This window comes from Halopelagius inordinatus, from assembly GCF_900113245.1.
In the GTDB taxonomy this organism is placed as follows: domain Archaea; phylum Halobacteriota; class Halobacteria; order Halobacteriales; family Haloferacaceae; genus Halopelagius; species Halopelagius inordinatus.
The window spans coordinates 435311-458075 of record NZ_FOOQ01000001.1 but is presented as its reverse complement, the minus strand read 5'-3'; the positions used below and the strand labels follow the sequence as shown (position 1 = coordinate 458075).

General features: G+C 63.0%; 18 protein-coding genes, 3 tRNA genes and 1 pseudogene. 10 read left to right on the top strand and 12 right to left on the bottom strand.

Annotated elements, in window-relative coordinates; genetic code table 11:
- The first annotated feature begins 94 nt into the window (after positions 1-94).
- Both arcD and BM167_RS02495 read left to right on the top strand, forming a co-directional pair.
- Positions 95-1573, top strand: coding sequence for an arginine/ornithine antiporter ArcD (gene arcD, locus BM167_RS02500; RefSeq protein ID WP_092888242.1), 1479 nt, complete (start codon positions 95-97; stop codon positions 1571-1573).
- Between the two features lie 299 nt (positions 1574-1872).
- On the top strand, positions 1873-2511 hold the full coding sequence (locus tag BM167_RS02495) for a DUF6663 family protein (RefSeq protein ID WP_092888239.1): 639 nt from the start codon (positions 1873-1875) through the stop codon (positions 2509-2511).
- Between the two features lie 15 nt (positions 2512-2526).
- Here BM167_RS02495 and BM167_RS02490 read toward each other — a convergent pair whose 3' ends face one another.
- Both BM167_RS02490 and BM167_RS02485 read right to left on the bottom strand, forming a co-directional pair.
- Positions 2527-3501, bottom strand: a complete 975-nt coding sequence (locus tag BM167_RS02490; protein WP_092888236.1) for a C-terminal binding protein — start codon at positions 3499-3501, stop codon at positions 2527-2529.
- A 149-nt stretch (positions 3502-3650) separates the two neighbouring features.
- Positions 3651-4157, bottom strand: a complete 507-nt coding sequence (locus BM167_RS02485) for a DUF7344 domain-containing protein (protein ID WP_092891042.1) — start codon at positions 4155-4157, stop codon at positions 3651-3653.
- A 158-nt stretch (positions 4158-4315) separates the two neighbouring features.
- On the opposite strand from BM167_RS02485, the gene BM167_RS02480 reads away from it, so the two are divergent.
- The 3 genes from BM167_RS02480 (at position 4316) to BM167_RS02470 (ending at position 7499) form a co-directional block, all read left to right on the top strand.
- Positions 4316-4741, top strand: a complete 426-nt coding sequence (locus BM167_RS02480) for a CopG family ribbon-helix-helix protein (RefSeq protein ID WP_092888233.1) — start codon at positions 4316-4318, stop codon at positions 4739-4741.
- Positions 4742-4821: 80 nt separating this feature from the next.
- Positions 4822-6303 carry a hypothetical protein gene (locus BM167_RS02475; protein WP_092888230.1) on the top strand — a complete coding sequence of 494 codons (1482 nt, stop codon included), beginning with the start codon at positions 4822-4824 and terminating at the stop codon, positions 6301-6303.
- A 137-nt stretch (positions 6304-6440) separates the two neighbouring features.
- Positions 6441-7499, top strand: coding sequence for a DUF7350 domain-containing protein (locus BM167_RS02470; protein WP_092888227.1), 1059 nt, complete (start codon positions 6441-6443; stop codon positions 7497-7499).
- Between the two features lie 85 nt (positions 7500-7584).
- Here the strand turns inward: BM167_RS02470 and BM167_RS02465 are convergent, their stop codons facing one another.
- Positions 7585-8628 carry a DUF7972 family membrane protein gene (locus BM167_RS02465; protein ID WP_092888224.1) on the bottom strand — a complete coding sequence of 348 codons (1044 nt, stop codon included), beginning with the start codon at positions 8626-8628 and terminating at the stop codon, positions 7585-7587.
- A 241-nt stretch (positions 8629-8869) separates the two neighbouring features.
- On the opposite strand from BM167_RS02465, the gene BM167_RS02460 reads away from it, so the two are divergent.
- Positions 8870-9352 carry a hypothetical protein gene (locus tag BM167_RS02460; protein ID WP_092888222.1) on the top strand — a complete coding sequence of 161 codons (483 nt, stop codon included), beginning with the start codon at positions 8870-8872 and terminating at the stop codon, positions 9350-9352.
- Positions 9353-9451: 99 nt separating this feature from the next.
- Here the strand turns inward: BM167_RS02460 and BM167_RS02455 are convergent, their stop codons facing one another.
- The gene (locus tag BM167_RS02455) at positions 9452-10084 is read right to left on the bottom strand and encodes a vWA domain-containing protein (protein ID WP_092888219.1); all 633 of its coding nucleotides are present in this window, start codon (positions 10082-10084) and stop codon (positions 9452-9454) included.
- A 141-nt stretch (positions 10085-10225) separates the two neighbouring features.
- On the opposite strand from BM167_RS02455, the pseudogene BM167_RS18745 reads away from it, so the two are divergent.
- Together BM167_RS18745 and BM167_RS02445 are read left to right on the top strand one after the other, a co-directional pair.
- Positions 10226-10537 (top strand): annotated as a pseudogene (locus tag BM167_RS18745) (DUF7509 family protein); the annotation flags it as partial.
- 1178 nt (positions 10538-11715) lie between these two features.
- Positions 11716-14262, top strand: coding sequence for a nitric-oxide reductase large subunit (locus tag BM167_RS02445; RefSeq protein ID WP_218153757.1), 2547 nt, complete (start codon positions 11716-11718; stop codon positions 14260-14262).
- 515 nt (positions 14263-14777) lie between these two features.
- On the opposite strand, the gene BM167_RS18045 is transcribed toward BM167_RS02445, so the two are convergent.
- The 4 genes from BM167_RS18045 to BM167_RS02430 form a co-directional block, all read right to left on the bottom strand.
- Positions 14778-15635, bottom strand: coding sequence for a hypothetical protein (locus BM167_RS18045; RefSeq protein ID WP_143095457.1), 858 nt, complete (start codon positions 15633-15635; stop codon positions 14778-14780).
- A 239-nt stretch (positions 15636-15874) separates the two neighbouring features.
- Complete coding sequence (locus BM167_RS02440; protein ID WP_092888213.1) at positions 15875-16723, bottom strand: tyrosine-type recombinase/integrase; 849 nt, start codon at positions 16721-16723, stop codon at positions 15875-15877.
- A gap of 234 nt (positions 16724-16957) precedes the next feature.
- A tRNA-Ile gene (locus BM167_RS02435) sits at positions 16958-17032 on the bottom strand.
- Between the two features lie 110 nt (positions 17033-17142).
- A tRNA-Asn gene (locus tag BM167_RS02430) sits at positions 17143-17215 on the bottom strand.
- 142 nt (positions 17216-17357) lie between these two features.
- Here BM167_RS02430 and cca point away from each other — a divergent pair.
- Positions 17358-18722 (top strand): CCA tRNA nucleotidyltransferase, encoded by a 1365-nt coding sequence (gene cca / locus BM167_RS02425; protein WP_092891040.1) that lies wholly within the window; start codon positions 17358-17360, stop codon positions 18720-18722.
- Here cca and BM167_RS02420 read toward each other — a convergent pair.
- From BM167_RS02420 to BM167_RS02405, 4 genes are all read right to left on the bottom strand, one after another.
- Complete coding sequence (locus tag BM167_RS02420; RefSeq protein ID WP_092888210.1) at positions 18701-19720, bottom strand: histone deacetylase family protein; 1020 nt, start codon at positions 19718-19720, stop codon at positions 18701-18703. The genes cca and BM167_RS02420 overlap by 22 nt on opposite strands.
- A gap of 4 nt (positions 19721-19724) precedes the next feature.
- Positions 19725-20156 carry a histone family protein gene (locus tag BM167_RS02415; RefSeq protein WP_092888207.1) on the bottom strand — a complete coding sequence of 144 codons (432 nt, stop codon included), beginning with the start codon at positions 20154-20156 and terminating at the stop codon, positions 19725-19727.
- Between the two features lie 152 nt (positions 20157-20308).
- Positions 20309-21751 carry a single-stranded DNA binding protein gene (locus BM167_RS02410; RefSeq protein ID WP_092888204.1) on the bottom strand — a complete coding sequence of 481 codons (1443 nt, stop codon included), beginning with the start codon at positions 21749-21751 and terminating at the stop codon, positions 20309-20311.
- 237 nt (positions 21752-21988) lie between these two features.
- Positions 21989-22501: a hypothetical protein gene (locus tag BM167_RS02405; RefSeq protein WP_143095456.1), complete on the bottom strand. Its 513-nt coding sequence runs from the start codon at positions 22499-22501 to the stop codon at positions 21989-21991.
- Between the two features lie 141 nt (positions 22502-22642).
- Here BM167_RS02405 and BM167_RS02400 point away from each other — a divergent pair.
- Positions 22643-22715, top strand: a tRNA-Arg gene (locus tag BM167_RS02400).
- Positions 22716-22765: the final 50 nt, after the last annotated feature.

Genomic DNA, 22765 nt, shown 5'->3' with positions numbered 1-22765 from the left:
GTCGGCAGAGCGTCGCTCCGAGCCACGAGATGACATACCCAGGAAGCATTAGTCCGACGATTACAAATGCTCCAGGTGCATATCCGTCCTGAACATGGCGACTCTATCGTTCGAACCGCTGACGTACGACGACATCCCCGAGGACGAGCGACCGACGCTCGGGCAGGCGCTCGTCCCCATCTTCGGGATGTTGTTTTTCCTGAGCGTCGGCGCGATTCTGCTCGACTTAGACCCGCAGATACCGCTTCTGTTCGGTATCGGGCTGACCGGACTCGTGGGTCGGTACTGGCTCGGACAGTCCTGGCGGTCGATGTACGAGGGCATCGCCGACGGACTCTTGATGGGGATGCAGGCTATTCTCATAATCTTCGTCATCTACATGCTCATCTCGACGTGGACGGGCGCGGGAACCATCCCGACGCTCATCTACTACGGGTTGGAACTTCTCACGCCGACGGTGTTTCTGCCGGTGGCGACGCTTCTGGCGGCAGTCGTTGCGTTCGCCATCGGGTCCTCGTGGACGACGGCTGGGACGCTCGGCGTCGCGTTCATCGGCATCGGCGCGGGACTCGGCGTTCCCGAGCCGATGACGGCGGGTGCCGTCCTCACCGGCGCGTACACCGGCGACAAGATATCGCCGCTGTCGGACACGACGAACCTCGCGGCGGCGGTGACCAACACCGACCTGATGACGCACGTTCGGACGATGCGCGTCGGAACCGGTCTGGCGCTCGTTATCTCGCTCGGACTGTACACCTACCTCGGACTGACGGCGACGGGCGCTATCCCGCCGGGGCGGGTGGAGTCCATCCAGTCTGCCATCTCCGGAAGCTACGTCGTCTCGCCGGTGACGTTCGCGCCACTCGTGCTGACGTTCGCGCTGGCGCTCCGGGGCTATCCGGCGCTTCCGGCCATCACGTCCGGCGTCTTTGCGGGTATCGCGACGCAGATTCTCGTGCAGGGTCCGGTTTCGACGGAGGGTCTGGTCGCCGCGATGGAAGTCGCGCAGTCGGGCACGAGCGTCGAGACTGACGTCGAACTCGTCAACGACCTCTTGGCGAGCGGCGGTCTCACGGGGTCGTCGTGGACGATAACCGTCGTCGTCGCCGCACTCGCACTCGGCGGTATCCTCGAACGGACGGGCGTCCTCGCGGTCATCGCCCACAGACTCGGGCAGTCGATGAAAAGCGTCGGGAGCCTCACGGCGGGGACGGCGCTGTCGGCGTTCGGGATGAACGTCCTCGCGGCCGAGCAGTACATGTCTATCGTCGTCCCGGGGATGAGTCTCCGCGGCCTGTACGACGACTTCGACCTGGACAGCCGGAACCTCTCGCGGGCCGTCGAAGCCGCCGGGACGACGACGAGCGCTCTCGTCCCGTGGAACGCGGGCGGGGTGTACATGGCGACGGTGCTCGGGGTGCCGACGCTCGAATACGCGCCGTACTACTTCCTCGGCTTTCTCTCGCCCGCCATCCTCCTCATCATGGGCGTCACCGGGTGGCGCATAACGAAACAGAGCGAGGAGACGAACGCGGGCATCAAAGGCGCAGTCGAGTCGCTCGCCGACGACTGACGCGGGTCGAACGCACCGCCGAACGACGCACTCGCTCGGACGCGTCCGCGCCGCTACTGCCGCGAAACCGGGTGGTTCGCGCGACTGCGGACCGGCACGGTAGATAAACACGCGAACTATGAAGACCGCGGGCTCAACTCCGTAGCCGTCCGACAGGTAACCGATGGTTCGGACGCCTGCCAGCGCAACCATCGTCGAGGCACCCATCTCGCACGTTCCGGTGGCGGACTCGCCCGTCCACCGCTCTCTCTCCCGCCGGAATCGCCCGGCTTATTCACCGCCGCCCGCAACCGTCGGGTATGGACCTGACGACGACGGGTCGATACCGCGTGCTCGGGCGGCCGCGCGACCCGAACGAACTTCTCCTGATAGACGTTGACGAGACGCAGTCTGCCGACGCTGACGGCGAGGACGAGGAGGTGTTCGGGCCGACGTACGTCGCGGCGACGGGGTACGACAGCACCCTCGGGGAGACGGTCGAATCGCTCGAATCCGGGAACCTCGTGGACGCCCACCTCGCGTGGACGGACGGCGACCCGCGGTTCGAGTCCGTCGAGGTGGTCGCAGAGACGACGTTCGAGTTTCTCGACGGCGTCACCGGGATGTTCGAGGCGGCAAAGGAGACGTGGTGGGCCGCGGAGGCCGACGGCGAGGCGATGAACAGTCGCGTGACGAGAGACACGGACGGCGACCCGAACGGCGCGCTCTACGTCTTCGCGAAACAGACGGGCGCGCGGGACCTGTTCGAGGAGTTCAAAAGCGGCGTCACGCCGTTGGAACCCCTCGTCGAGCGCGCAAACGAGGGTCGCGCCCCCGAGAGCGAACAACCGCGGGCGGTGTTCGTGCTCCGACCGGCCGACGAACCGTTCCTCGTCGTCTACATCGCGTTCCGACGCGACGGGATGCTCGCGCGGACGGTCCGAGACACGTACGCCTGAGTCGAACCGCCCTCGTCAGGCCCACTCGGGGTCGACGGGCGACTCCGGCGTCTCCCCGCGGAGGACCCGCCGCACGTCCGATGCGACTCGGCGGTTGAGTTCCTCGATTGACTCCTCGGAGTACCATCCGGCGTGCGGCGACAGCACCACGTCCTCGCGGTCGGTCAGCGGCGACTCCGGAGAGAGCGGTTCCGACTCGAAGACGTCTAACCCCGCGGCACCGATTTCGCCGGCGTCGAGTGCGGAAACGAGAGCGTCCTCGTCTACGACGGCCCCCCGCCCGGTGTTGACGAGTATCGACTCCGCTCGCATCCGCGAGAACGCGTCGGCGTCGAACATGCCGCGCGTCTCCGGCGTCGCGGGCGCGTTGACGGAGACGTAGTCCGACCGCTCTAACAGTTCCTCGAACCCGACGAGTTCGACATCGACGCCGACGTCCTCCGTCTCGGACTCGTCGAGGTACGGGTCGTACGCGACGGCGTCCACGCCGAACCCCGAGGTGAGTTCGGCCAGTCGCCGCCCGATGGCGCCGAACGAGACGAACCCGAGCGTTCGTCCGCGGAGGCGGTGGAGGTTCCGCGAGGGGAACGCGGCCCACTCGCCGCGTCTGACAGACTCGTCGTACTCTCGAACCGCCCGGACGCACGCGAGAAGGAGCGCAAGCGCCTGCGTCGCCACCTCGTCGGTGCAGTAGCCGGGGACGTGAGTGACCGTCACACCCGCGTCGGCGGCCGCCGAAACGTCGATGTTGTCGAACCCGACGGCCGCACGCGCGACGACCGAGAGGTCGAGTGTCTCGAACACCGCCGCCGGTACCGGCGTGGCGACGTCGGTGATGGCCGCGTCGGCATCGACCGCCTCGCACTCCGCTACGAGGGCCTCGACGGAGCCGAGTTCCGCGAACGTCGCTTCCGCGGCGTCACCGAGGTGGTCCCGAATCGCCTCGGGACGAATCATGTGGACGTCGCTGACGACGACTTGGTACGTCATGGTCGTCCGGGGGTTCGCGTCGGTCCCACTTCAACGCCCGTCCGATTCCCGAGCGTCGAAAACGAACGTGCAGTTACGATTGCGAACGAACACTCTCGTCGGCCGTGTCGGTCAAAAAACTACGTGGGCGGGCGTCGTCGAAACCGGACTCAGTCTCGTACCTGTCGATACCGCTGGTAGAGCGCAGAACAGAGGACGAGAAGGAACACCGTGGTGGCGATGGGAACCCCGCCGACCGACGCGAACCCGGGGACGCCCGCGGCGGGTGCCGCCGTCGCGACCACGCCGAGAGCGCCGAGTCCGGCGTAATACTGGCTCCACGTTATCTCGCCCTCGGGGACGACTTCCATGTACACCTCGACTTTGTCCGACCGCTTCAGTTCGACCAGTTTCTCGCGTTCGTCGTACTCTACGATGTCGAGTCCGACCAGTTTGGGGATGTGAGTCTGCTGTAAGGAGACGTACGCGCTCTGGCGGATGTTGCGCGGCGGCGGCGACTCGCCCGTCTCTTGCGCCGCGATTCGCTCCGACAGTTCGCGGAGGGTGAGTTCGTCGCTCTGCTGGAGGTGTTCGATAACCATCCGACGGCGGTCGTTGCTCAACACCTCGTGGATGCTCGATTCGGCGAGTTCGTCTTCGGCCGTTTCAGCTGCCATGGACATTTCTACTATATGATTAGTTAGAATACTATAATAAACTACGGTCGCGGAGGAGGGCGGCCGAGAGGCAGTCGCGGAACGGGGCGCGTCGTCCGCCGCGGAGTCCGTGGACGGCGATACCAGTATTTAATACCGGATGCGGCGTGGATTAATACATGACCGTTGTCAGTGTCTCCATGCCGGAGGAGTTGTTGGAGCGCATCGACTCTTTCGCGGGCGAACACGGCTACACCGGACGAAGCGAAGTCGTCCGCGAGGCGGCCCGAAACCTCCTCGGCGAGTTCGAGGACAAGCGACTCGAAGACAGGAAACTGATGGCCGTCGTCACGGTCATCTTCGACTTCGAGACGACGGCCGTAGAGGAGAAGATGATGAAGTTGCGCCACGAGTTCGAGGGCCTCGTCGCCTCGAACTTCCACAACCACGTGGGGAACCACTACTGCATGGAGCTTTTCGTCCTCGAAGGAGAACTCGAAGATATCTCGAACTTCGTCGGGCGCATCCGCGCGACGAAAGACACGTTGAGCGTCGATTACTCCGTGATGCCCGTCGACGACTTCACCGCCATCACGACGGCGTAACGCGGGACGCGGTGGTGTCCACCGCGAAGGGCGACGCCGGACCGACTCCGTTTTGTGACTCGCACGGCAACGAGCCCCGTATGACTACGGGCAGACGAAGGCGACGACGAACGGTCGGACGGGCGGCGTTCGTCACACTCCTCGTCTCGTTGGCCGCCCGCCCCGTCGCCGCACACCAGTTCGCCTCGCGGTTCGACGCGCCGGTTCCCGTCGAATTCGTCGCCGGAGGGGCCGCCGTCGCGGTGGGAGTCACCGCGGCTATCCTCGCGACGGGAGCGGAGACGCCGACGGTCCGACGACGGGTCGTCGAGGTTCCGGGTGCGGTCGGTCGGTCGGTGAGTCTGGCGGCCCGGGCGGCGTTTCTCCTCGCGTTCGTCTGGGTGTTGGTCGCCGGTCTCACGGGGCCGCGGGCGGCCGCCCGGAACTTCGCGACGCTTTTCACGTGGGTGGTATGGCTGAAAGGCGTCGCTCTGGCGTCCGTCCTCGCCGGCAGTCCGTGGCGAGTGCTGTCGCCGTGGCGGACGCTGTACGACGCCCTCTGTCACCTCGCGGGCGGAGAGATACGGCTCAGATCGTACCCGGAGACGTTGGGTCACTGGCCCGCACTCGCGTGGTTCCTCGTCCTCGTCGGCATCACGGAGAATCTCACGCGTATCCCGCAACGTCCGACGGCGACTGCCGTCGTCGTCGGTGTCTACGCTCTTGTCTCTCTCGTCTGCGCTCTGTTCTTCGGTCGCGAGTGGTTCGAACGCGGCGACGTCTTCGAGGTGCTGTACGGCCTCCTCGGTCGGTCGGCCCCCTTCTCCGTGACGACTCGCGACGACGGGGGATGGACCGCCGAACTCCGCGCGCCGTGGCGCGACTGTTCGACGCCGCTATCGACGCGGACGCTGACCGCCTTCGCCGTGGCGATGGTGTACACGGTGACGTTCGACGGGTTCGCCGAGTCGTCCGTCTACTGGGACATCTACGCCGGGGTTCGAGAGGCGTTCGGCGCCGGTCCGGAGGTGAGCGTCGTCCTCTACGAGGCGGGACTGTTCGGATTTCTCGTGGCGTATCTCGCCGTCGCCGTCGCCGTGGCGCGACTCGTGCGCGCCGCACGGGGCCAGTCCGGACGCGACGCGACTGTGTCGGCGACCGGCGCGGAACCGGACGGCGGACGGCTCGACGCGGCCACAGTCGCGTTCGGCGGGACGATTCTCCCCGTCGCGGCGGCGTACGAAGTCGCGCACAACTACGGATTCGTCGCGACGTACCTCGGCCGCCTCCCGACTCTCTCGGGGTTCGAGTCGTTCGACCCCCTCTGGTGGCTCTCCGTGCCGCTGTTTTGGCTCTCGCAGGTGGCGTTCGTCGTCGCGGGTCACGTCGTCGCCGTCGTCGCCGCCGTCGCCGCAGTCAGGCGACTCCTGACGGCCCGCCGACCCGCGTCCGGCGACCGCTTCGAGGAGACACGAGCGCTCACGAAGCGGTGGACGGTCCTCGCGCAGGCTCCGCTCGTCGCTCTGATGGTCGGCTACACCGCCCTGTCGCTTTGGGTCGTCTCGCTTCCGGTCGCGGGGTGAGGCGGCGTTCCGGCCGCCGCCGTTCGAGCGTCGGACCCCCGCGGTGGCCGCGGCGACCGGTCGCCGCGTTCCCGCCCGAGGCTCTCGTTCGACGGCCGCACCAGAACCCGTATGCACCCGCATCTCCGAGTCGGAGTATGCAGCGACGCCGCGTTCTCGGCGGGTTCGGTGCCGCCGCCCTCGGATCTCTCTCGGGCTGTCTGGGCGGCGCGGCGAGCCTCTTCGAGACGACACAGAGCGACGAACCGCCGCTCGTCGAGAACCGCCCCGACGCGGTGTACGTCCCGACGCACGTCGAGGGGATGGAGATGGTCGGGACGACGGACGTAGACGACGTGCGAGTCGGAGTGATGTACTCGTACCCTCACCGCTTTTGGGTCGTCGAGAACGAGGGCGGCGAGTTCGTGACGACGCAGACGCCGGTAGAGGCGAGCGACGCCGTCCACCTGATGGCGACGCCGTGGGACCCCGCGACTGGAACGGTCGTTCCGAACGCCGGTCTGTCGCTCGAAATCGTCCGCGAGGGCTCTTTGGTGTCCGAAGAGGTCATCTATCCGATGCTCTCTCAGCGCATGGGCTTTCACTACGGCGCGAACTTCCCCCTCGACGGCGACGGGACCTACGAGATTCGGGTGAGCGTCGGCGGTACCGATATCGCCCGGTACGGGTCTCTCGACGGGAAGTTCGGCGACGGCGCGTCCGGAAGCATCGAGTTCGAGTTCGAAGAGCGCGAGTTGAACGACATCCCCTACAGGCTCCTCGAAGAAAAGCAGGGAACGCGCGGTGCGCTGGAACCGATGCGGATGGAGGCGATACCGACCGGAACCGCGCCGGACCCCCTGCCGGGGACGCCGCTCGGACGCGGGGCGAGCGGTGACGCGGCGTTCGTCGGGAGCCTCGTCGAAGCCGACCGGTTCGGTGACGACCCGTACCTCGCCGTCTCCGCGCGCACGCCGCACAGCGGTCTCACGATACCGGGCATGGCGCTGTCGGCGGACGTAGGGGACGGCGAGACGTACAGCGGTCGGTTGGCGCCGAGTCTCGACGCCGAACTCGGATTTCACTACGGCGCGTCGGTGGCGGGATTAGCGCCGGACGACGAGGTGAACGTCTCCGTGGACGTGCCGCCGCAAGTCGGCCGACACGAGGGGTACGAGAAGGCGTTTCTCGACATGCCTCCGTTCGAGTTGGAGTGAGGCCTCAGCCGTAGACGGCACCCGGAACCGCCGACCGGCCAGACGAGTGGGCGGCGAGGGCGGCGGGTGAGAGCCTCCGTCGGAGCTACCGGTCCGCGTCGTTCGCGGTCACGTCTCCCGGTCGTTCTCTGGTCGGTTCCTCCAACAACAGCGGACCCGTGGTCGAGGTTTGACGAGTTATCGTCGCCGTTCGGAGGATGTACACCGAGAGCAAGACGAGCGGAACGAGTACGACCGTCACGAGAAACGACGTCACGTACGGCACGTATCCGATCTCGATCGTCGCACCGCCGATATCGCCGTGGACGAGGATGATAAGCGCCGCAGACACGACCGCGGGAACGCCGCAGTAGATCGTGAGTTGCGAGAACCGGGTGAGCTCGCGTTGCAGATAGACCGTTTTGAAATGCTCCTGGGCGGTGCTGAACAACCGCAACCTGTCTACCAGTTCGTCGAACTCCCTCTCCGTCTCCGCTGTGAGTTCCGGCGCGCCGTTGCGAAGGGAGCGAACGGCGGATATCTGCCAGCCGTCGTTGTACGTCACCGCCGCGGAGAGTGCGTCGAACGCGTCCACCTTCGAGGGATCTAACCGCTCGTCGAACCGTTCGGTCCTCTCGGCGAGACGCTCTGTGTACTCCGTCACTCGCCTCTCGAACTCCTCGTCCGGGTGGTCCGAGACCGCGTCGGCGAGCGTCTCCGCCTGACTGACGATCGCCTCCGCGATCACCGTCATCATCCGCGCCGGTTCTACCGGTGCGGTCGGTACGTGGCTTCGGTCCTCTATGTCCCGTCGGAACTGCATCACGCCCTCGAACTGGTCGCGGTGCTCGCCCGCCGGGGTGAACTCCTGCGAGAGGATCAGTTGGTTGACCGAGACGACGAGCGTGACGAGAGAGAACGACCCCGCGATCATCCCGCTCGCCAACCGCGTGACCGAGTTTGCGTTCTTGAACTCGACGACGCCGAGAGCGTGGAGGACGAGGAGAAACGCGAATATCAGTGCGGAGATTCCGACCGTGAGGAGTAACCGGTCGCCGCCCACCTTGACCCACTCGATAGCGCGGCCGATCGGTCCCGACAGTTCGTCTCCGTCCGGGTCACCGCTCTCCGTAGATTCAAAAGATCCCATAGGGGATATAGCGCCCGACGGCTCAAAGTAGGTCGGCCTAACTGGCGCCCACTCGGTCTGAGCCCTGACGGATTCGAACGTACGTCGGACCTGACGCCCCGACTACTCCCCGCTCACTTCGTTCGCACATCGACCACTCGGTTGTGAGACCGATCCTCGGCGCGGACGTTCGGCGACATCCTCGGTTTCTCGACGGGTACCGAGAGAGGTTATTTGATCGTAGAGTGTGCTATCGTAGGACATGGTGTCCTCGGCCGTGAAAACTGCAGTTGCAACCTCGCTAATCCTCGTCGGCGTCGCAGGAGTCGTAGGAAGCACGATGGTTCCCACGACGACGTGCACGGAAACGAGAGTCGATGGAGAGGTGGTACGGGAGCGCTGCCAGACGGACGAGTCGTTGCGGAATGTGACGCTCTCAGCGACGGGGTTCGGATTGGTGTTTGCAATCGTCGGTACCGTCGCGGTGGGGAGGTATTCCGACGGTACGGATCCGGTCGTGGACGTCGTTTCGGGGGTAGTGTTGCTGTTGGTCGGGGTTTTCGTGACGTATCTATTCGGAGTGTGGCTCTGGAATCTCCTCACAGCGTCCACGTTGAGAGGGAGGCCCTCGTTGGGTGGTTTAATGGAGCTATTAGCCTTCACGGCGATAGGTTCGTTCATCGCAGCAATCGGTGTCCGGAGCCTCTGGAAGGTGGTCCAGGCCTGGAGACGACGGGGAACGTAGAGAGAGGAAGTCGAGGATAGACTACCGATATCGAAGCCTGCGACTCTCTTATCTGTCTTTCGAGACGGAAAACTGCGATTGAAGGGGTCTCTGTAGGCGTTAGTTCCCGGGTCGCTCCTGACGCTGGCGGTCCGCTTCGTCGAATCCGCTCATAGTACCGTTCGATCGGGCCTCGCTGATGGTTTCGGACGTGGACCGGTAGGCGTCTCTGGTCCCTTCACCGTCGTGAGCCATGGTCAGCGACCTCTCCCGTTCGATGCCCATTCTCTCGGCGGTCAGCACGGCGTCCTGATTCGCGCCGATGAACAAGAACTCCCAATCGTCGGCCTCCTGGCGGTGTTCGACGCGGCCGCGAACGGCCTCCTGAGGCGTCTCGGAGGCGTTCTCCTTCCCGTCGGTCAGCACCACGATGATGACCTTGTCGGGTCGTTCGACCGGGTCGATCCCGGAGATGTTCTTGGCAGTCTCGTCGACGGCCCGGGCGATAGCGTCGTACAACGCCGTCTGTCCGCCCGGCTTGTAGTTCTCGTCGTCGAGTTCGGGGGCATCGGTGACGGGATACCCCTCGTACACCCGGTCGACGGTCGTATTGAAATCGTACAGCGTGACCGTCGCCGTGCCCGCCTCGCCGCGCTGATCGTCGAGGAACGCGTTGAAACCGCCTCTAGTATCGTCAGCGATCGAGTTCATCGATCCCGACGAGTCGAGCACGAAGGTGATCTGGGTGTTCATCTGTCACCACGTTTTTCACTAATGCTGATAACTCTAGTCTGTTGTGCAGTAGTCGATAGTCGATTTCGTACGGTGAGAACGACCGAGTGGCGACCGTTCCGTGGACTGTCTCGGACGTCCACCGTCTGCGGCACGTGATGGGCCACGCAGAGCACCGAGTACACGAGACGTAGCAACGCGACTGCGTTCGTACTACCGTTCCTCGGACACAACTTCGGCGTCGGAGAAGAGGCCGCAAGCATCCTCGAAGCGCTCTCGGAGACGCACGGCGAACGGCTGCTCTTCGCTCACGAAGACGACGTCACGAGCGCGATGATCCGATCGGCGAAGGTGCGGTGGGACCTCCGAGTCGAAACGTACGAGACGGAGTCGGACCCCGTCGACAAACTCCGACTGTTCGCTGGCGGGATCGTGCGACGGGAGCGGCGAGGAGAGCGACATCGGTTAGATTGACCTCCAAGAACCGCGCGCGGGGAGTCTAAATTCCCGAGAAACCCGACCGAAACGGCGGGACTCCGTAGCCCACGTAGTACTTGCCGTGCTCGCGTTCCAACTGTCAGGTTCCATCCGTACGATCACCCCGGTGTCTTCTATCGACAGTATCACCGTCTCTGATGGCTCACGCCCCATTAGTGGGAGGGCGTGTGCGGATGACGATGGAGGTCCCGAGGAGTATCTCACCTTTGGGCCCGACCGCTCAGTACAGCAGACCGACAACCGTTCAGTACAAAAGTTGCATCGATAAATAGCCTCCAAGCAGATCTCGTCGCCGACTTCGATGACTCGTGTCTCCTCGATAGTGAGCATCCAAGCCAGATCTATCGACGGTAACTGCCCGATCGACCGCCTTTACTTGCATATATCGGGCACACCGTTATCCGACAGTTTTGAGACTAGTTACCAGGACACAGGGAGAGATCATGGATATAACGAGTGTTCTGTCAACAGGCGATTCGTCCGGCGGAACAGAGACACACGATCCGACCGATTACGTGACAGATCGTCTCAAAGCAAGAAAAGAGACGGTCAACGGCTTTTCGACGCGAGTCCGTCGTACGGCTGGTGAGCAAGTCGCCGACGCGATCGATCGGGGTATAGACGAACTACGAGCGCAATCTGAGGCCGAAACTGAGACTGGCATCAGCGAACGACTCGTCGAGCGAGCCGTCAACGAACTGTGTGAACGAGTTCTGGACCGAACCGTCGACGAACTCCGTGAACAGTCCGACCTAAATCTAAACACCGACGATTCGTTCGAGTCGTTCCTGCGGCGGTACGACCTGAATGCAGCCCGTCTCGACGACGAGACACTGACAGCGCTCCGAAACCAGTTGGCCTCAGAGACTACCGCGAGTACGGACGAACTACTCGAGCAGTTCGTTGCCGACGATTCGAGACGGCCATCGGCGGAGTCGGACGCGTGCTCGGAGTCAGACGCGTCGGAGACAGTCGACCACGGGTTCACGGAAGCGTACTCACATCTCTGTGCAGAACTGAATATCGAGACGGGTCAACCCCTCGACCGCGTTCTCGAAGATGCCCTCCAACGGGACGCCGTGACTGTCGGTCACGAACTCGAACGAGCGCTGACCCAGGAACTACCGCAGATAGTCGATAACCGGTCGCGCGACGTGGCCGGAACTGAGCGCTCACAGAGCGCGGGTACCCGATCGAGCGACGCGACCGAGATAGTGTCCGACCGGAAGGCTGGTCGACCGTCGGCTGCGACGGCGCTTGCGGCAACGGCGCTCCTCTCAGACGACGTGGTCGGTGATGGTGCACTCGCCCGTACGCTCTCGGCCCTGGCGGGGAGTCTGACTAACGGAGGTACCGGAACCGCAACACCAGAGCGCGTCTTGTTCGAACTCCTCTCAAATCTGGTACTGGAAACAGGAGACGGCGACGGAGGTGTCGATCTCGCGGCGCTCCGGCCACAGTCGACCGGATCACTGGCGCTCGTCGCGCTCTTCGTCGCTAATCTCGTCGCGATGGGCCTCGGAGCGTGGGTATCCCACGAGCGCGCACCACCGATTCCCGACGAGATTCGCGGACCGGACGGGGATCTGATCGTCACGGACGAGCAAGTGCAACTCGGCAAGAAGGCGTTTCAGGCAAACGGGCTCATGAACCTGGGCTCGATCCTCGGTAACGGCTCGTACTTCGGGGTCGACCTCACCGCCGATGCGCTGGCGTTGAAAGCCGAGTTCATGCGTGAGTATTACGCTCGTCAGCGAGGTGCTGATTCGTTCGACGCAGTCGACGATGACGAGCAGGCAGTCATCGCAGAACGCGTCGAACGGGAACTCGACGCGGATGCTCCGGAGGGGCCCGTTATCCAGTACTCAGCGGCCGAAGCCTATGCACATCACCGTATTCGGGACCAGTACGTCGACCGGTACTACGGCGGCTCACCCGAACGAGGGATTCCGTCGAAGTTCGTCAGATCGGCCGATCACGCCAGACGAATCGCTGATTTCGCGTGTTGGACGGCGTGGATGTCTCACACCAACCGGCCCGGCTCGGACCACTCCTATACGAACGACTGGCCGTACGTGCCCGGAACCGGGAACCGACCCACCGGACAGGTACTGGTCTGGAGCACGATCAGCGTCATCCTCCTCATCGCTGGCGGCGGCGCCGGCGTCTGGGCGTACCACTCGCTCGATTTCGCCGAACCGACGACCGAGATTATCGACGTCCCGTCCCCCGATGACGTATCGATAACACCGACCCAGTACGCTGCAGCGTGGTACGTCCCCGTCGCAGGGGCGCTGTTCGCCGCACAAGCGCTGATCGGTGCGCTGCTCGCCCACTACTACGTCGAACGAACCGGGTTCTACGGGATAGGGGACGCACTCGGAATCGACATCGTTTCGCTGGTGCCGTTCTCCCTCGGTCGTGCTTGGCACGTGAACCTCGGTATCCTCTGGATCACGACGCTGTGGCTCGCGGGCGGGCTGTTCCTGCCAGGACTGTTCAGCGATCGCGATCCGCCGTGGCAGGCCGAAGGTACGACTGCACTACTCGGCGTGCTCGTATTCGCGACAGTCGGCGCGTTCACGGGCGTCTGGCTCGGAACACACGGCAAACTCGGTTCGCCCGAGGACGGTGATCTCTGGTGGTTGCTCGGCTCTGAGGGTCTCGAGTACCTCGAAGTCGGCCGACTCTGGAAGGTCGGGCTGCTCGGCGCCTTCGCCGGTTGGACGTGGTTAGTGCTCCGTAGCGTCCGCCAACTGGACGAACCGCTGACCGGCTTGGGTCACTTCATGACCTACGCTGGCGGCTCGATCGCGCTCATGTTCGCCGCGAGCATGCTTTACACGCCCGAGACGAACATGGCGGTCACGGAGTTTTGGCGCTGGTGGGTCGTTCACATGTGGGTCGAGGGCGTCTTCGAGTTCTTCGTTACCGCCGTGATTTCCGTCGCACTGGTGTCGATGGATCTCCTCGAGAGAGCTGACGCAGAAAAAGCGATTTTCTTCGAGGTGTTCACGATCATGGCGGCGGGAATCGTCGGCGTCTCTCACCACTACTGGTGGGTTGGTCTCCCCGACTTCTGGGTCCCGCTCGGAACGACCTTCTCGACCCTCGAATTCGTCCCGCTCGTGTTCGTCCTCTATCGAAGCTTCGGCGAATATCGGTCGCTGAAAGCTCAAGACGAGGCGTTCCCCTACACGATACCGCTCTTGTTCATCGTCGGCAGTAGCATTTGGAACTTCGTGGGCGGTGGAGTACTCGGCTTCTTCATCAACCTCCCGCTTATCAACTACTACGAACACGGGACCTACCTGACCGTTGCACACGCTCACACCTCGCTTTTCGGCGCGTTCGGTCTACTCGCGCTCGGTCTCGGCACGTATATTCTGCGCGTCGTCACGCCCGAAGCCGCGTGGGATCCGACGTGGTTCCGCGGAACGTTCTGGCTGACGAACGTTGGACTCGTCGTCATGTCCGTCGCGTCGTTGCTCCCTATCGGATTCGTGCAGCTACAGACCGCCTATCAGGATGGATATGCCGTCGCTCGGAGCCTCGAGTTCTACGAACAGGATCACGTCCAGACACTACTGTGGGCACGAACACTCGGAGACACGCCGATGATCCTCGGTGCACTCGCCTTTACCGTCGGCGCAGTTCGACACCTCTACGCAGCACAGCAGCGTTCTGTCGTAGACACCTAATCGACTACCCGTCTACTACTCTTTTCAATACGTAGCTCCGTCTCGGACGTCGGCGGCACCCTTCGTGTTTTTACGATCGCCTACGACGGTTATTTCGAGAATCTCAGTTGTGTCAATTGCTGGATTCGGTACGATGCCTTGTGGTGTTCAAGGCGGATTTCGACGAGTACTCGGCGGAAATCGACAGGTCGCAAAACAGTGGAGTTTTGATCAATACGGCATCACTTCTGAGGGGGCTCGTGCATGGCGTTCATGATGTTACTTAGCCAGTGACTATCAAGGAGAACGATCGACGACTACGGCACCGTGCCGCACAACTGCCTTAACAAGTAGACGAGTTCGCCGTGATGGTTCACCAATACGGGTTGATCGTCCAGGAGCAGCGGTCGCCACTGACGGTCCGATAGGCGATAACTGGTCGAAGGTCGTCAACGCCGCACCGAACCTCAAAGGGGTGGATCAGACACACTCAATTGAACGGACAGGTAACGAAAAGTTCGATCAGCAAAAGGAAATCAAGTCTCCCTTTGGATAATAATCCAACTAACAAGACAGATCAGGTTCATCATTGTACTGTATTCAGTACCGGGACGTTCTGTACCGTGTACTGATTCATTTCGATTTGATCCAATCCATCCATAAACACAGTCTTCATCTATATCCCACAATTCACCTATTTTCTTCCTCATCTCTTTTAATGCCGTTCTTTCTATATCATCTCCTTCTTCCATTTCCAAATGCCATAGTAACGACCCGATGCTACTCACCTTTTCTTCCTCATAATATTCTGGATCTGATTTTGGACCTAATTTTCTGATCTTACCTCCTTTCTTCACTTCTCCATTCATCTCAATATCTTCTCGGCAGATGTATTTGATTAACCCCTCTAATGTCGGATACACGAGATATAGTGATACGGTAGGCCCATATTGAACTACTCGTTCTAAACTTTCAGAATCCCTTTCGGTATTCTCCGTCTGCTTAATCCTTCTCAGGTCGTTTATCAATTTTATATTCAAAACTAATGAGGGAATTCGTGACGAATTATCCCATTCAGATATTCTCTCAGTAGTATAATCCCAATATTCTATGTGATCATCTGCTATCTGTATTCTCAGTAGACGCGTTAGTGCAACTGCTAAAAGCGAAAGAGTCTCTGTAGAGAGATCACGAATGCCAGGACTATCAGAATTGTTTTCTAGGAGACATTTCCTTGATAGAGGAGTAGAGATACCGATCAAAGAGTAGTTACCTTTCTCCTGTAAGCGCTCGGCAGTTGGCTCTTCCCCAAACGTACCTACTTCATTACTGAAGTTATTCACGTAATGTGTATACCTCTTGATTATATCAGTGTATGTCATGTCGTCTACCATGGCGTTCTATTGTTGAAAATGGAGATGAATTAACATATTCTCTTCTATCTGTCAGTAATATGACTGTTATTCGCCTGGGAAACAGAGATAACACGCTCCCTGAGAGATTAGCTTCAATAGTTCACATCAATAGTAGGATTTGACACCTTTTGGGCCTGGGATGAGCGAAAGGGATGGATTGTATGGATACCGTACTGTGGGGTTAAAATCGCGAGAGAAAATGACTAGAAGGACAGTACTTAGTAGCCGACGTAGTACTTGTCGTGCTCGCGTCCCAACTCGTCAGGCTCCATCCGCAGGTAGATCATCGTCGAGCGGATGTCGTCGTGACCGAGGAGTTCCTTGATACGGTAGATGTCGGCTCCGTTCTCCTTGAGTCGCTGTGCGAACGTCGCCCGGAAGGTGTGGACCTTTACGTTTCGTTCGATGTCGGTACTGGCCACCGTTCGTTTGACCAGTTGATACACGCCGTTCGGCGTCAGCCGGTTCCCGTATCGGGACAAGAATAGGGCGTCTGATTCGACGTCTTCGCGCCGGAGGAGGTAGGTCTCGATCGCGTCTGCGCACTTCGAGGAAACGATCGCCGTTCGGTCCTTGTTCCCCTTGCCCTCCCGGATGGTGAGCCGCCGTCGTTCGAGGTCTACGTCCGAGATGTCGAGATTCGCGAGTTCCGACTTCCGGATTCCGGAGGAAACCAGTACCCGGAGGATAGCCGTGTCTCGGTACGTCTTCGCAGCGCCGAGAATTTCACGTACTTCGTCCTCGCTCAGCGGGTTCGGTTCCGTTCGCTTGCGGGGGAGGCTTCGACGTTCGGACGCGGGGAGTTCGTCAGTTCGGCCCAGGGAGTCGAAGTAGTACTCGATCGCCTTCATCGTGTTGTTGATGTGGCTGTTCGAGTACCCCTCGTCCATCAGGTGCTCTTGGAACTCCTTGGCGAGTTCCTGTGCCGGACGAATCTGCTCGTACCGGTCGAGGAACACCTGCAGCATGGTGGCGTGCTGGTGGATGGTTTTCTCGCTCAGTCCGCGCTCGACTTTCAGAAACCGCCTGTAATCGTCCAATACGTCGTCTCGTTTGAGCTCGTACATTCTTTGGTCACCTTGCGGCGACCACGAGCACAGAGGAACGTGCCGAACGCTCCAGAGGGTCTCCTCACGAATTCCGAGTGAAGGCCACAGAATTGACGATAGAGGTTCTCGACGAACCTCCGTCGTTTCTATGGGCCCTGACGGATTCGAACCACAGTCGCTCACTTCGTTCGCTCCTCGGTGCGAACCGTCAGCGGTACAAAATCGGTCCTCGCTGACGCTCGGACACTCGTATGGGCCCTGACGGATTCGAACCATCGACCACTCGGTTATGAGCCGAGCGCTCTAACCAGGCTGAGCTAAGGGCCCTCGTGCGTTCACCACTTCCTCCGGGCGCCTCTTTAGCGTTGTCGTTGTCCGTCGGCCGGACCGACGAACGGAGTCGCGACTCCGCGGTCGGAGACGAGAGGAGGTGGAAGCGCCGTCGCCAGGACTCGAACCTGGGACCACCTCGTTAACAGCGAGGTGCTCTACCAACTGAGCTACGACGGCTCGGGCGTTCTCTGCACTCTCTCGTACACCGAGGTTGTTTGTAGGGCTTTCGTTTTGGACCGATACTGTGACGTGTCACCGTGCGGCCGACGTCGAGCGCACCGACACCCTTTCGCCCGCCCGCGGTCAAGCCCGGACGAACATGGCCGACTCCGAGGAGATATCGCGCGTCGTCGAACGCGTCCGGGAGCGAATCGACCCCGGAGAGGACGAACGGGCCGCACTTCGCGAGACGGCGTCCGCGCTCTCCGAACGCGTCGAAGACGTGCTCGCAGACCTCCCGGTCGAAGCCGACGTGATACGCGTCGGGTCGACCGCCCGGGGGACGTGGCTCTCGGGGGACCGAGATATCGACCTCTTCGTCCGCTTTCCGGCCGACGTCGATAGGGAGTCCTTGGAGTCGTACGGTCTCGAAATCGGCCGGACGGTCCTTCCGGACGGGCGCGAGGAGTACGCCGAACATCCGTACGTGACCGGCGAGTTCCGCGACTTCGATATCGACCTCGTCCCCTGCTACGACGTCGAAGACGGGTCGTCGCTCCGGTCTGCGGTGGACCGCACGCCGCACCACAACGCCTACCTCCGCGAGCGTATCGACAGCGGACTCGCCGCGGACGTGCGCGTGTTCAAACGCTTCCTGAAGGGCATCGGCGCGTACGGAAGCGACCTCAGGACCCGCGGATTCTCGGGCTACCTCACGGAACTTCTCGTCTTAGAGTACGGCGGGTTCGAGGCGTTGCTTCGGGCCGCCGCGGACTGGCATCCGCCGGTCGTCTTCGACCCCGAAGACCACGGCCAGCGGTCGTTCGACCACCCGCTCGTGGTCGTTGACCCAACCGACCCGACGCGGAACGTCGCGGCCGTCTGCTCCGCGGAGAACGTCGCCAGACTCCAACACCACGCGCGGGCCTTCCTCGACGACCCAGACGAGTCCGTCTTCTTCTCGCCGGATCCGACCCCGCTCTCGCCCGCCGACGTGCGTTCGCACGTCCAACGACGGGGGACGACGCCCGTCGCCGTCGTGTTCGACGCGCCGGACATCGTCGAGGACCAACTCTACCCGCAACTTCGCAAGTCGCTCTCGGGCGTCCAGTCGGAACTCGACCGTCGCGGGTTCGACCCCCTTCGGGCGACCGCGTTCGCCGACGACCGTGCGGTCCTCTTGGTCGAGCTAGCGCACGCGACGCTGCCGGCGATAACTCGTCACGAGGGACCGCCCGTCCACGTCCGCGCCCACGCTGAGGGGTTCTACGACGCCTACGCGGACGGCGACGACTACGGCCCGTTCTTAGACGGCGACCGGTACGTCGTCGAACGGGACAGAGAGTACACCGAAGCGGCGGCGTACCTCCGGAGCGACGCCCTCTTCGACGTGGGACTCGGCTCTCACGTGGAGTCTGCGCTCGAAGACGATTACGAGGTACTCGTCGGCGAGGAGGTGGCGACGCTGGCGGAGACGGACGCGTTCGGCGTCGAGTTCGCCCGCTACTTCGAACCGAGTCCGTGAGCGTCGCGCACGTCCGAGACCAGCATCTCCGTCTTCTCGTTGGGCTCGTCGTCCGGTTCCATCGGCGACCGGCCGTCGAACGTCTCGTGGACGATTGCGACGCCCTCAGAGAGCGTGTCGAGCCCGTAGCCGCCCTCTAGAACGAACGCGAGGCCCGCGCCAACGTCGTCGCAGATGCTCCTGACCCGGTCCGTCATCAGCGCGTACCCCTCCGTCGAGACGCGCATCCGAGAAATCGGGTCGTGCCGGTGCGCGTCGAACCCCGCGCTGACCAAGAGGAGGTCCGGGTCGAACCGTTCGACCGCCGGTCGCAGAACGTCGTCCAACACGAGGAGGTAGTCCTCGTCGCCCGCACCCGCCGCGAGCGGGACGTTCAGCGTTGCGTTCTCTCCGTCGCCGGACCCCGTCTCGGATATCTCTCCGGTCCCGGGATAGAGGCCGCCCTCGTGGGCCGACGCGTAGAACACGTCGCCGCGGTCGTAGAAGATGTCCTGCGTGCCGTTCCCGTGGTGGACGTCCCAATCGAAGATAGCCACGCGTTCGACGTCGAGTTCGTCGTCGTCGAGTACCGTCTGCGCCGCGACGGCGGCGTTGTTGACGAAGCAAAATCCCATCGCGTCGTCTTCGACGGCGTGGTGTCCCGGCGGCCGCCCGAGAGAGAACGCCGTGTCTCTGCCGTCCGCGCCGTCGACCGCCTCTCGTGCGGCCCATTGTGCGATACCCGCAGACGCGAGGGCGGCGTCCCACGTCTCCTCGGAGGCGACGGTGTCGGGGTCCCAGTTTCCACCGCCGTCTTCGCAGAACTCGCGAATCTCCGCGACGTAGTCCGTCTCGTGGACGGACGCCACGTCGTCGTCGGTCGCCGGGGTCGGGTCGACGTACTGGGCGCCGTGTCGCTTCGCGAGGGCGCGCCTGATGGCGCGGAGTCGGTCGGCCGTCTCCGGATGCCGTTGACCGGTGTCGTGCGCGAGACAGGTCTCGCTGTATCCAAACTGCATCGGTCTACTCGAAGAGGGCGAAGTACGTCTCGATATCTTCGGCCTGTATCGTCCGCCGGTCGGCGTGACGAGCGAGTTTCGCGGCCGCGCTCGCGACGTTGTCGGCGTAGTCTTCGAGGATGTCGGCGAGCGCGATGCGCGCGCTCATCGACACACGATACCGGTCGTCGATGTCGAGTCGGGCGATGCGGTCGACGGGCGCGATGGGGAGTTCGAGCTCCTCCCGTTCGACCACCTGTTCGACGCCGAAGTCCTCGGCCATCAGGGTCTTTCGACCATCCTCCGCGGCGCGTTCGGCCGCGTCGGTCGCGAGGTCTGACCCGCGGCGCTGGATGCGCCGGGCGAGTTCCTCGGACGCGTCGGCGCTGACCCGGAGCTCGCCGGCGTTGCGCCGGATAATCGTGTCGACCGGGGCGAACGGTAACTCGACGCTCATACCCTCATATGCCGTCCGTGCGGCGTATAATCCTTTCCGTAACGGCTCTCGTCGCGTCTCGGCGTCTCTGCGTGAGTCTCGGACGCGCAACTCCCGTGTCGCCGACGCTTCGCACCGTTCCGCGTCGCCGAACGGAGCGGGCGTTCTCGGGGTCAGTGGTTCTTCGAGGCTACCTCGGTGGCGTCGATGCGGCCCTCGCGGACGGCCCCGCGAACCGTGACTTCCTCGCCGAGTTGGAGCGACTCGTTCGTCTCGACGCTCCGCGTCTCGGTACCGTCGTCGAGGACGACGGGGTCACCGGCTTGGACGACGGTTCCCGTGAACTCCTCGACGTCACCGTCGTCGGGGTCGGAGTCAGAGTCGGCGTCGGACGACGCGGACTCGCCGTTCGAGGCCGCACCGGATTCAGAGCCGTCGAACGCGCCGAGTCCCTGCGACTGCGTCTGCGCCTGCGCGTCGTCGGCGCTCTCCCCGGCGTTCGCGCCGTCGGGAGCCTCGTCCATCACGCTGATCGTCGACCGCCATCCCGCGGATGCTTCGAGGTCCTCCTGCCAGCCGTCTTTTATCTCGACGTCCGTGATGACGACGTAGTCCGCGAGGTCGACGTCGGTGTCGGCCTTCTCGCCCCACATCGCGACGCGGATGTCGCCGGTGCCGTCTTTCACGCGGATGTTGCGGACCTGTCCCTCGGACCCGTCGTCGCGGTCGAACGTACGCTTCGGGTCCGTCTCGATGACGCCGCCCGCGATATCGACCGTCTGGCCGAGTTCGAGGCGCTCTACGTCCGTCGTCTCGGGGACGTACTCCACGTCTTCGTCGAGTTCCTCCACCGCGCCGCGGTTGCCGACGTGGAGTTCGAGAGAGCCGTCGCGTTCGCGGACGTAGCCGTCGACGACTTCGACGGTGTCGTCCGGTTCGAACGCGTCGGTCAGGTCGGCCTTCTCGTCCCAGAGGGTCACGCGGATGCGTCCCGTGGGGTCTCCCAGCGTCAGGTTGGCGACGCGACCCTCGGTGCCGTCGTCGCGGTCGAACGTCCGCACCGAGTCCGTGCTGAGGACGCGGCCTTTCAGGTTGACGTCCGAGAGACCGAGCGAGAGGTCCTCGACGCGGTAGGTGTCCTGCATCTGTACGTCAACCTCGGCGTCCGGGTCGGGTTCGACCTTGTCGACGCTGACCTCGACGCCGTTGTACCCCTCTTTGGGTCGGCCCGCGATGCGGAGCACGTCGCCCACTTCGAGGCTTTCGAGGGCGCCGACGGCCATGTTGTCCCAAAGCGAGATGCGGATGCGCCCCGTCTCGTCAGCGACTTCGACGTTGGCGACGCGTCCGTCCTCGTCCTCGCCGTCGCGTTCGAAGGTCCGGAGTTCACCGATGCTCATCACCTTCGCGAGGAACTTCACGTCCTCCATGCCGGGTTCGATATCGGCGACTCCCTCGACTTCCTCGTCGCGGAGTTCGTGGGCGATGAGCATCGCTGCGGTCTCCTCGTCGGCGAGTCCGCCCATCTGTTCGACTTTGTCCTCCACCGCGGCTTCGAACTTCTCGAACGCGACGTCGGTTTCGAGGTCGTCGTAGACGTCTTCGATAACCCCCATCTACGCGACACCCCCGTCCGGTCGTCCGCGTCCGACGCTGCGAAGAGAGAAACCCGTGGTTCGGGCGATAGCGGCCATAATCCTATGCTCGTCCAAGGTAGGCCAGCGCTTAAGCGTTGTCTTCGCGGGAGTACCCCTCCGCAGTCTGTCGGTTAGGGCGTCGCGTCGGAACACGAGAGGGCGTGGTCGCCCGTTCGCACAAAAAGGCTCGTCTCGGGGGCGCCCCCGACGCGACGGTCAGCGCTCGGTGCGGGTGACCTCCCGCCGCCCGTCCACGTCGTCGTGGACGACTGCGGCGGCGGCGGGGACGGTACCGTCGAGTTCGACGCGCGCCTCGTAGCCGAGGTTCACCAGCGCCTCGGTACACGCTTCGTCCTCGTCGCGTTCCTCCACCGCGGCGACGACGAGAGTCACCAAGTCCTTTTCGCCGACGTAGGAGACGTCCTCTAAGGACGGGACCGTACAGCCGTTCTTCCCGACGATGCAGCCGGTGGCCGTCACACCCTCGTCGTCGAACGTGACGCTCGCTTCGCCCGGCGACGGACACTCGTCGCGGCGGGTGAGCGACGTCTCGGTGAAGCGGGGGTGCGTTCCCGTCCCGCCGGCCGCGTCGGTTCCCAGTCCCCCGGTTTCCGTTTCCGTCTCCGTCTCTCCGTCGGACCCTCCGGAGCCTCCGGAGCCTCCGACACACCCGGCGAGGGCGAGTGGGAGGAGCGCGGCGGTTCCGGTGAGGATCGTTCGGCGGTTCATACACCACGGACGCGCCATCAGGAGATAGCGGTACCGTAAGCACAAACGGTCGTTGACGCCTTCCGCGCACCGAGGTGTCACACCGCGTGGGACCGACCGCATCGCAAGCCATTTCAAGGGGAACAGCCAATCCACGAGTGAGTCCTGGTAGGGTAGTGGACTATCCTCTTGGCTTGCGGAGCCAGGGACCGGAGTTCAAATCTCCGTCAGGACGCTCACTTCGTTCGTGACCTGACTTGCCCCACGCTCGCGTTCGCTCGCGTG

Coding starts and splice junctions, on each gene's coding strand:
- BM167_RS02475 (WP_092888230.1), top strand. CDS start 4,822: ATGACTACGGGCAGACGAAGGCGACGACGAACGGTCGGACGGGCGGCG.
- BM167_RS02420 (WP_092888210.1), bottom strand. CDS start 19,720: ATGCAGTTTGGATACAGCGAGACCTGTCTCGCGCACGACACCGGTCAA.
- BM167_RS02495 (WP_092888239.1), top strand. CDS start 1,873: ATGGACCTGACGACGACGGGTCGATACCGCGTGCTCGGGCGGCCGCGC.
- arcD (WP_092888242.1), top strand. CDS start 95: ATGGCGACTCTATCGTTCGAACCGCTGACGTACGACGACATCCCCGAG.
- BM167_RS18045 (WP_143095457.1), bottom strand. CDS start 15,635: ATGGTAGACGACATGACATACACTGATATAATCAAGAGGTATACACAT.
- BM167_RS02460 (WP_092888222.1), top strand. CDS start 8,870: ATGGTGTCCTCGGCCGTGAAAACTGCAGTTGCAACCTCGCTAATCCTC.
- BM167_RS02410 (WP_092888204.1), bottom strand. CDS start 21,751: ATGGGGGTTATCGAAGACGTCTACGACGACCTCGAAACCGACGTCGCG.
- BM167_RS02485 (WP_092891042.1), bottom strand. CDS start 4,157: ATGGCAGCTGAAACGGCCGAAGACGAACTCGCCGAATCGAGCATCCAC.
- BM167_RS02490 (WP_092888236.1), bottom strand. CDS start 3,501: ATGACGTACCAAGTCGTCGTCAGCGACGTCCACATGATTCGTCCCGAG.
- BM167_RS02480 (WP_092888233.1), top strand. CDS start 4,316: ATGACCGTTGTCAGTGTCTCCATGCCGGAGGAGTTGTTGGAGCGCATC.
- BM167_RS02465 (WP_092888224.1), bottom strand. CDS start 8,628: ATGGGATCTTTTGAATCTACGGAGAGCGGTGACCCGGACGGAGACGAA.
- BM167_RS02415 (WP_092888207.1), bottom strand. CDS start 20,156: ATGAGCGTCGAGTTACCGTTCGCCCCGGTCGACACGATTATCCGGCGC.
- BM167_RS02405 (WP_143095456.1), bottom strand. CDS start 22,501: ATGAACCGCCGAACGATCCTCACCGGAACCGCCGCGCTCCTCCCACTC.
- BM167_RS02440 (WP_092888213.1), bottom strand. CDS start 16,723: ATGTACGAGCTCAAACGAGACGACGTATTGGACGATTACAGGCGGTTT.
- BM167_RS02455 (WP_092888219.1), bottom strand. CDS start 10,084: ATGAACACCCAGATCACCTTCGTGCTCGACTCGTCGGGATCGATGAAC.
- BM167_RS02470 (WP_092888227.1), top strand. CDS start 6,441: ATGCAGCGACGCCGCGTTCTCGGCGGGTTCGGTGCCGCCGCCCTCGGA.
- cca (WP_092891040.1), top strand. CDS start 17,358: ATGGCCGACTCCGAGGAGATATCGCGCGTCGTCGAACGCGTCCGGGAG.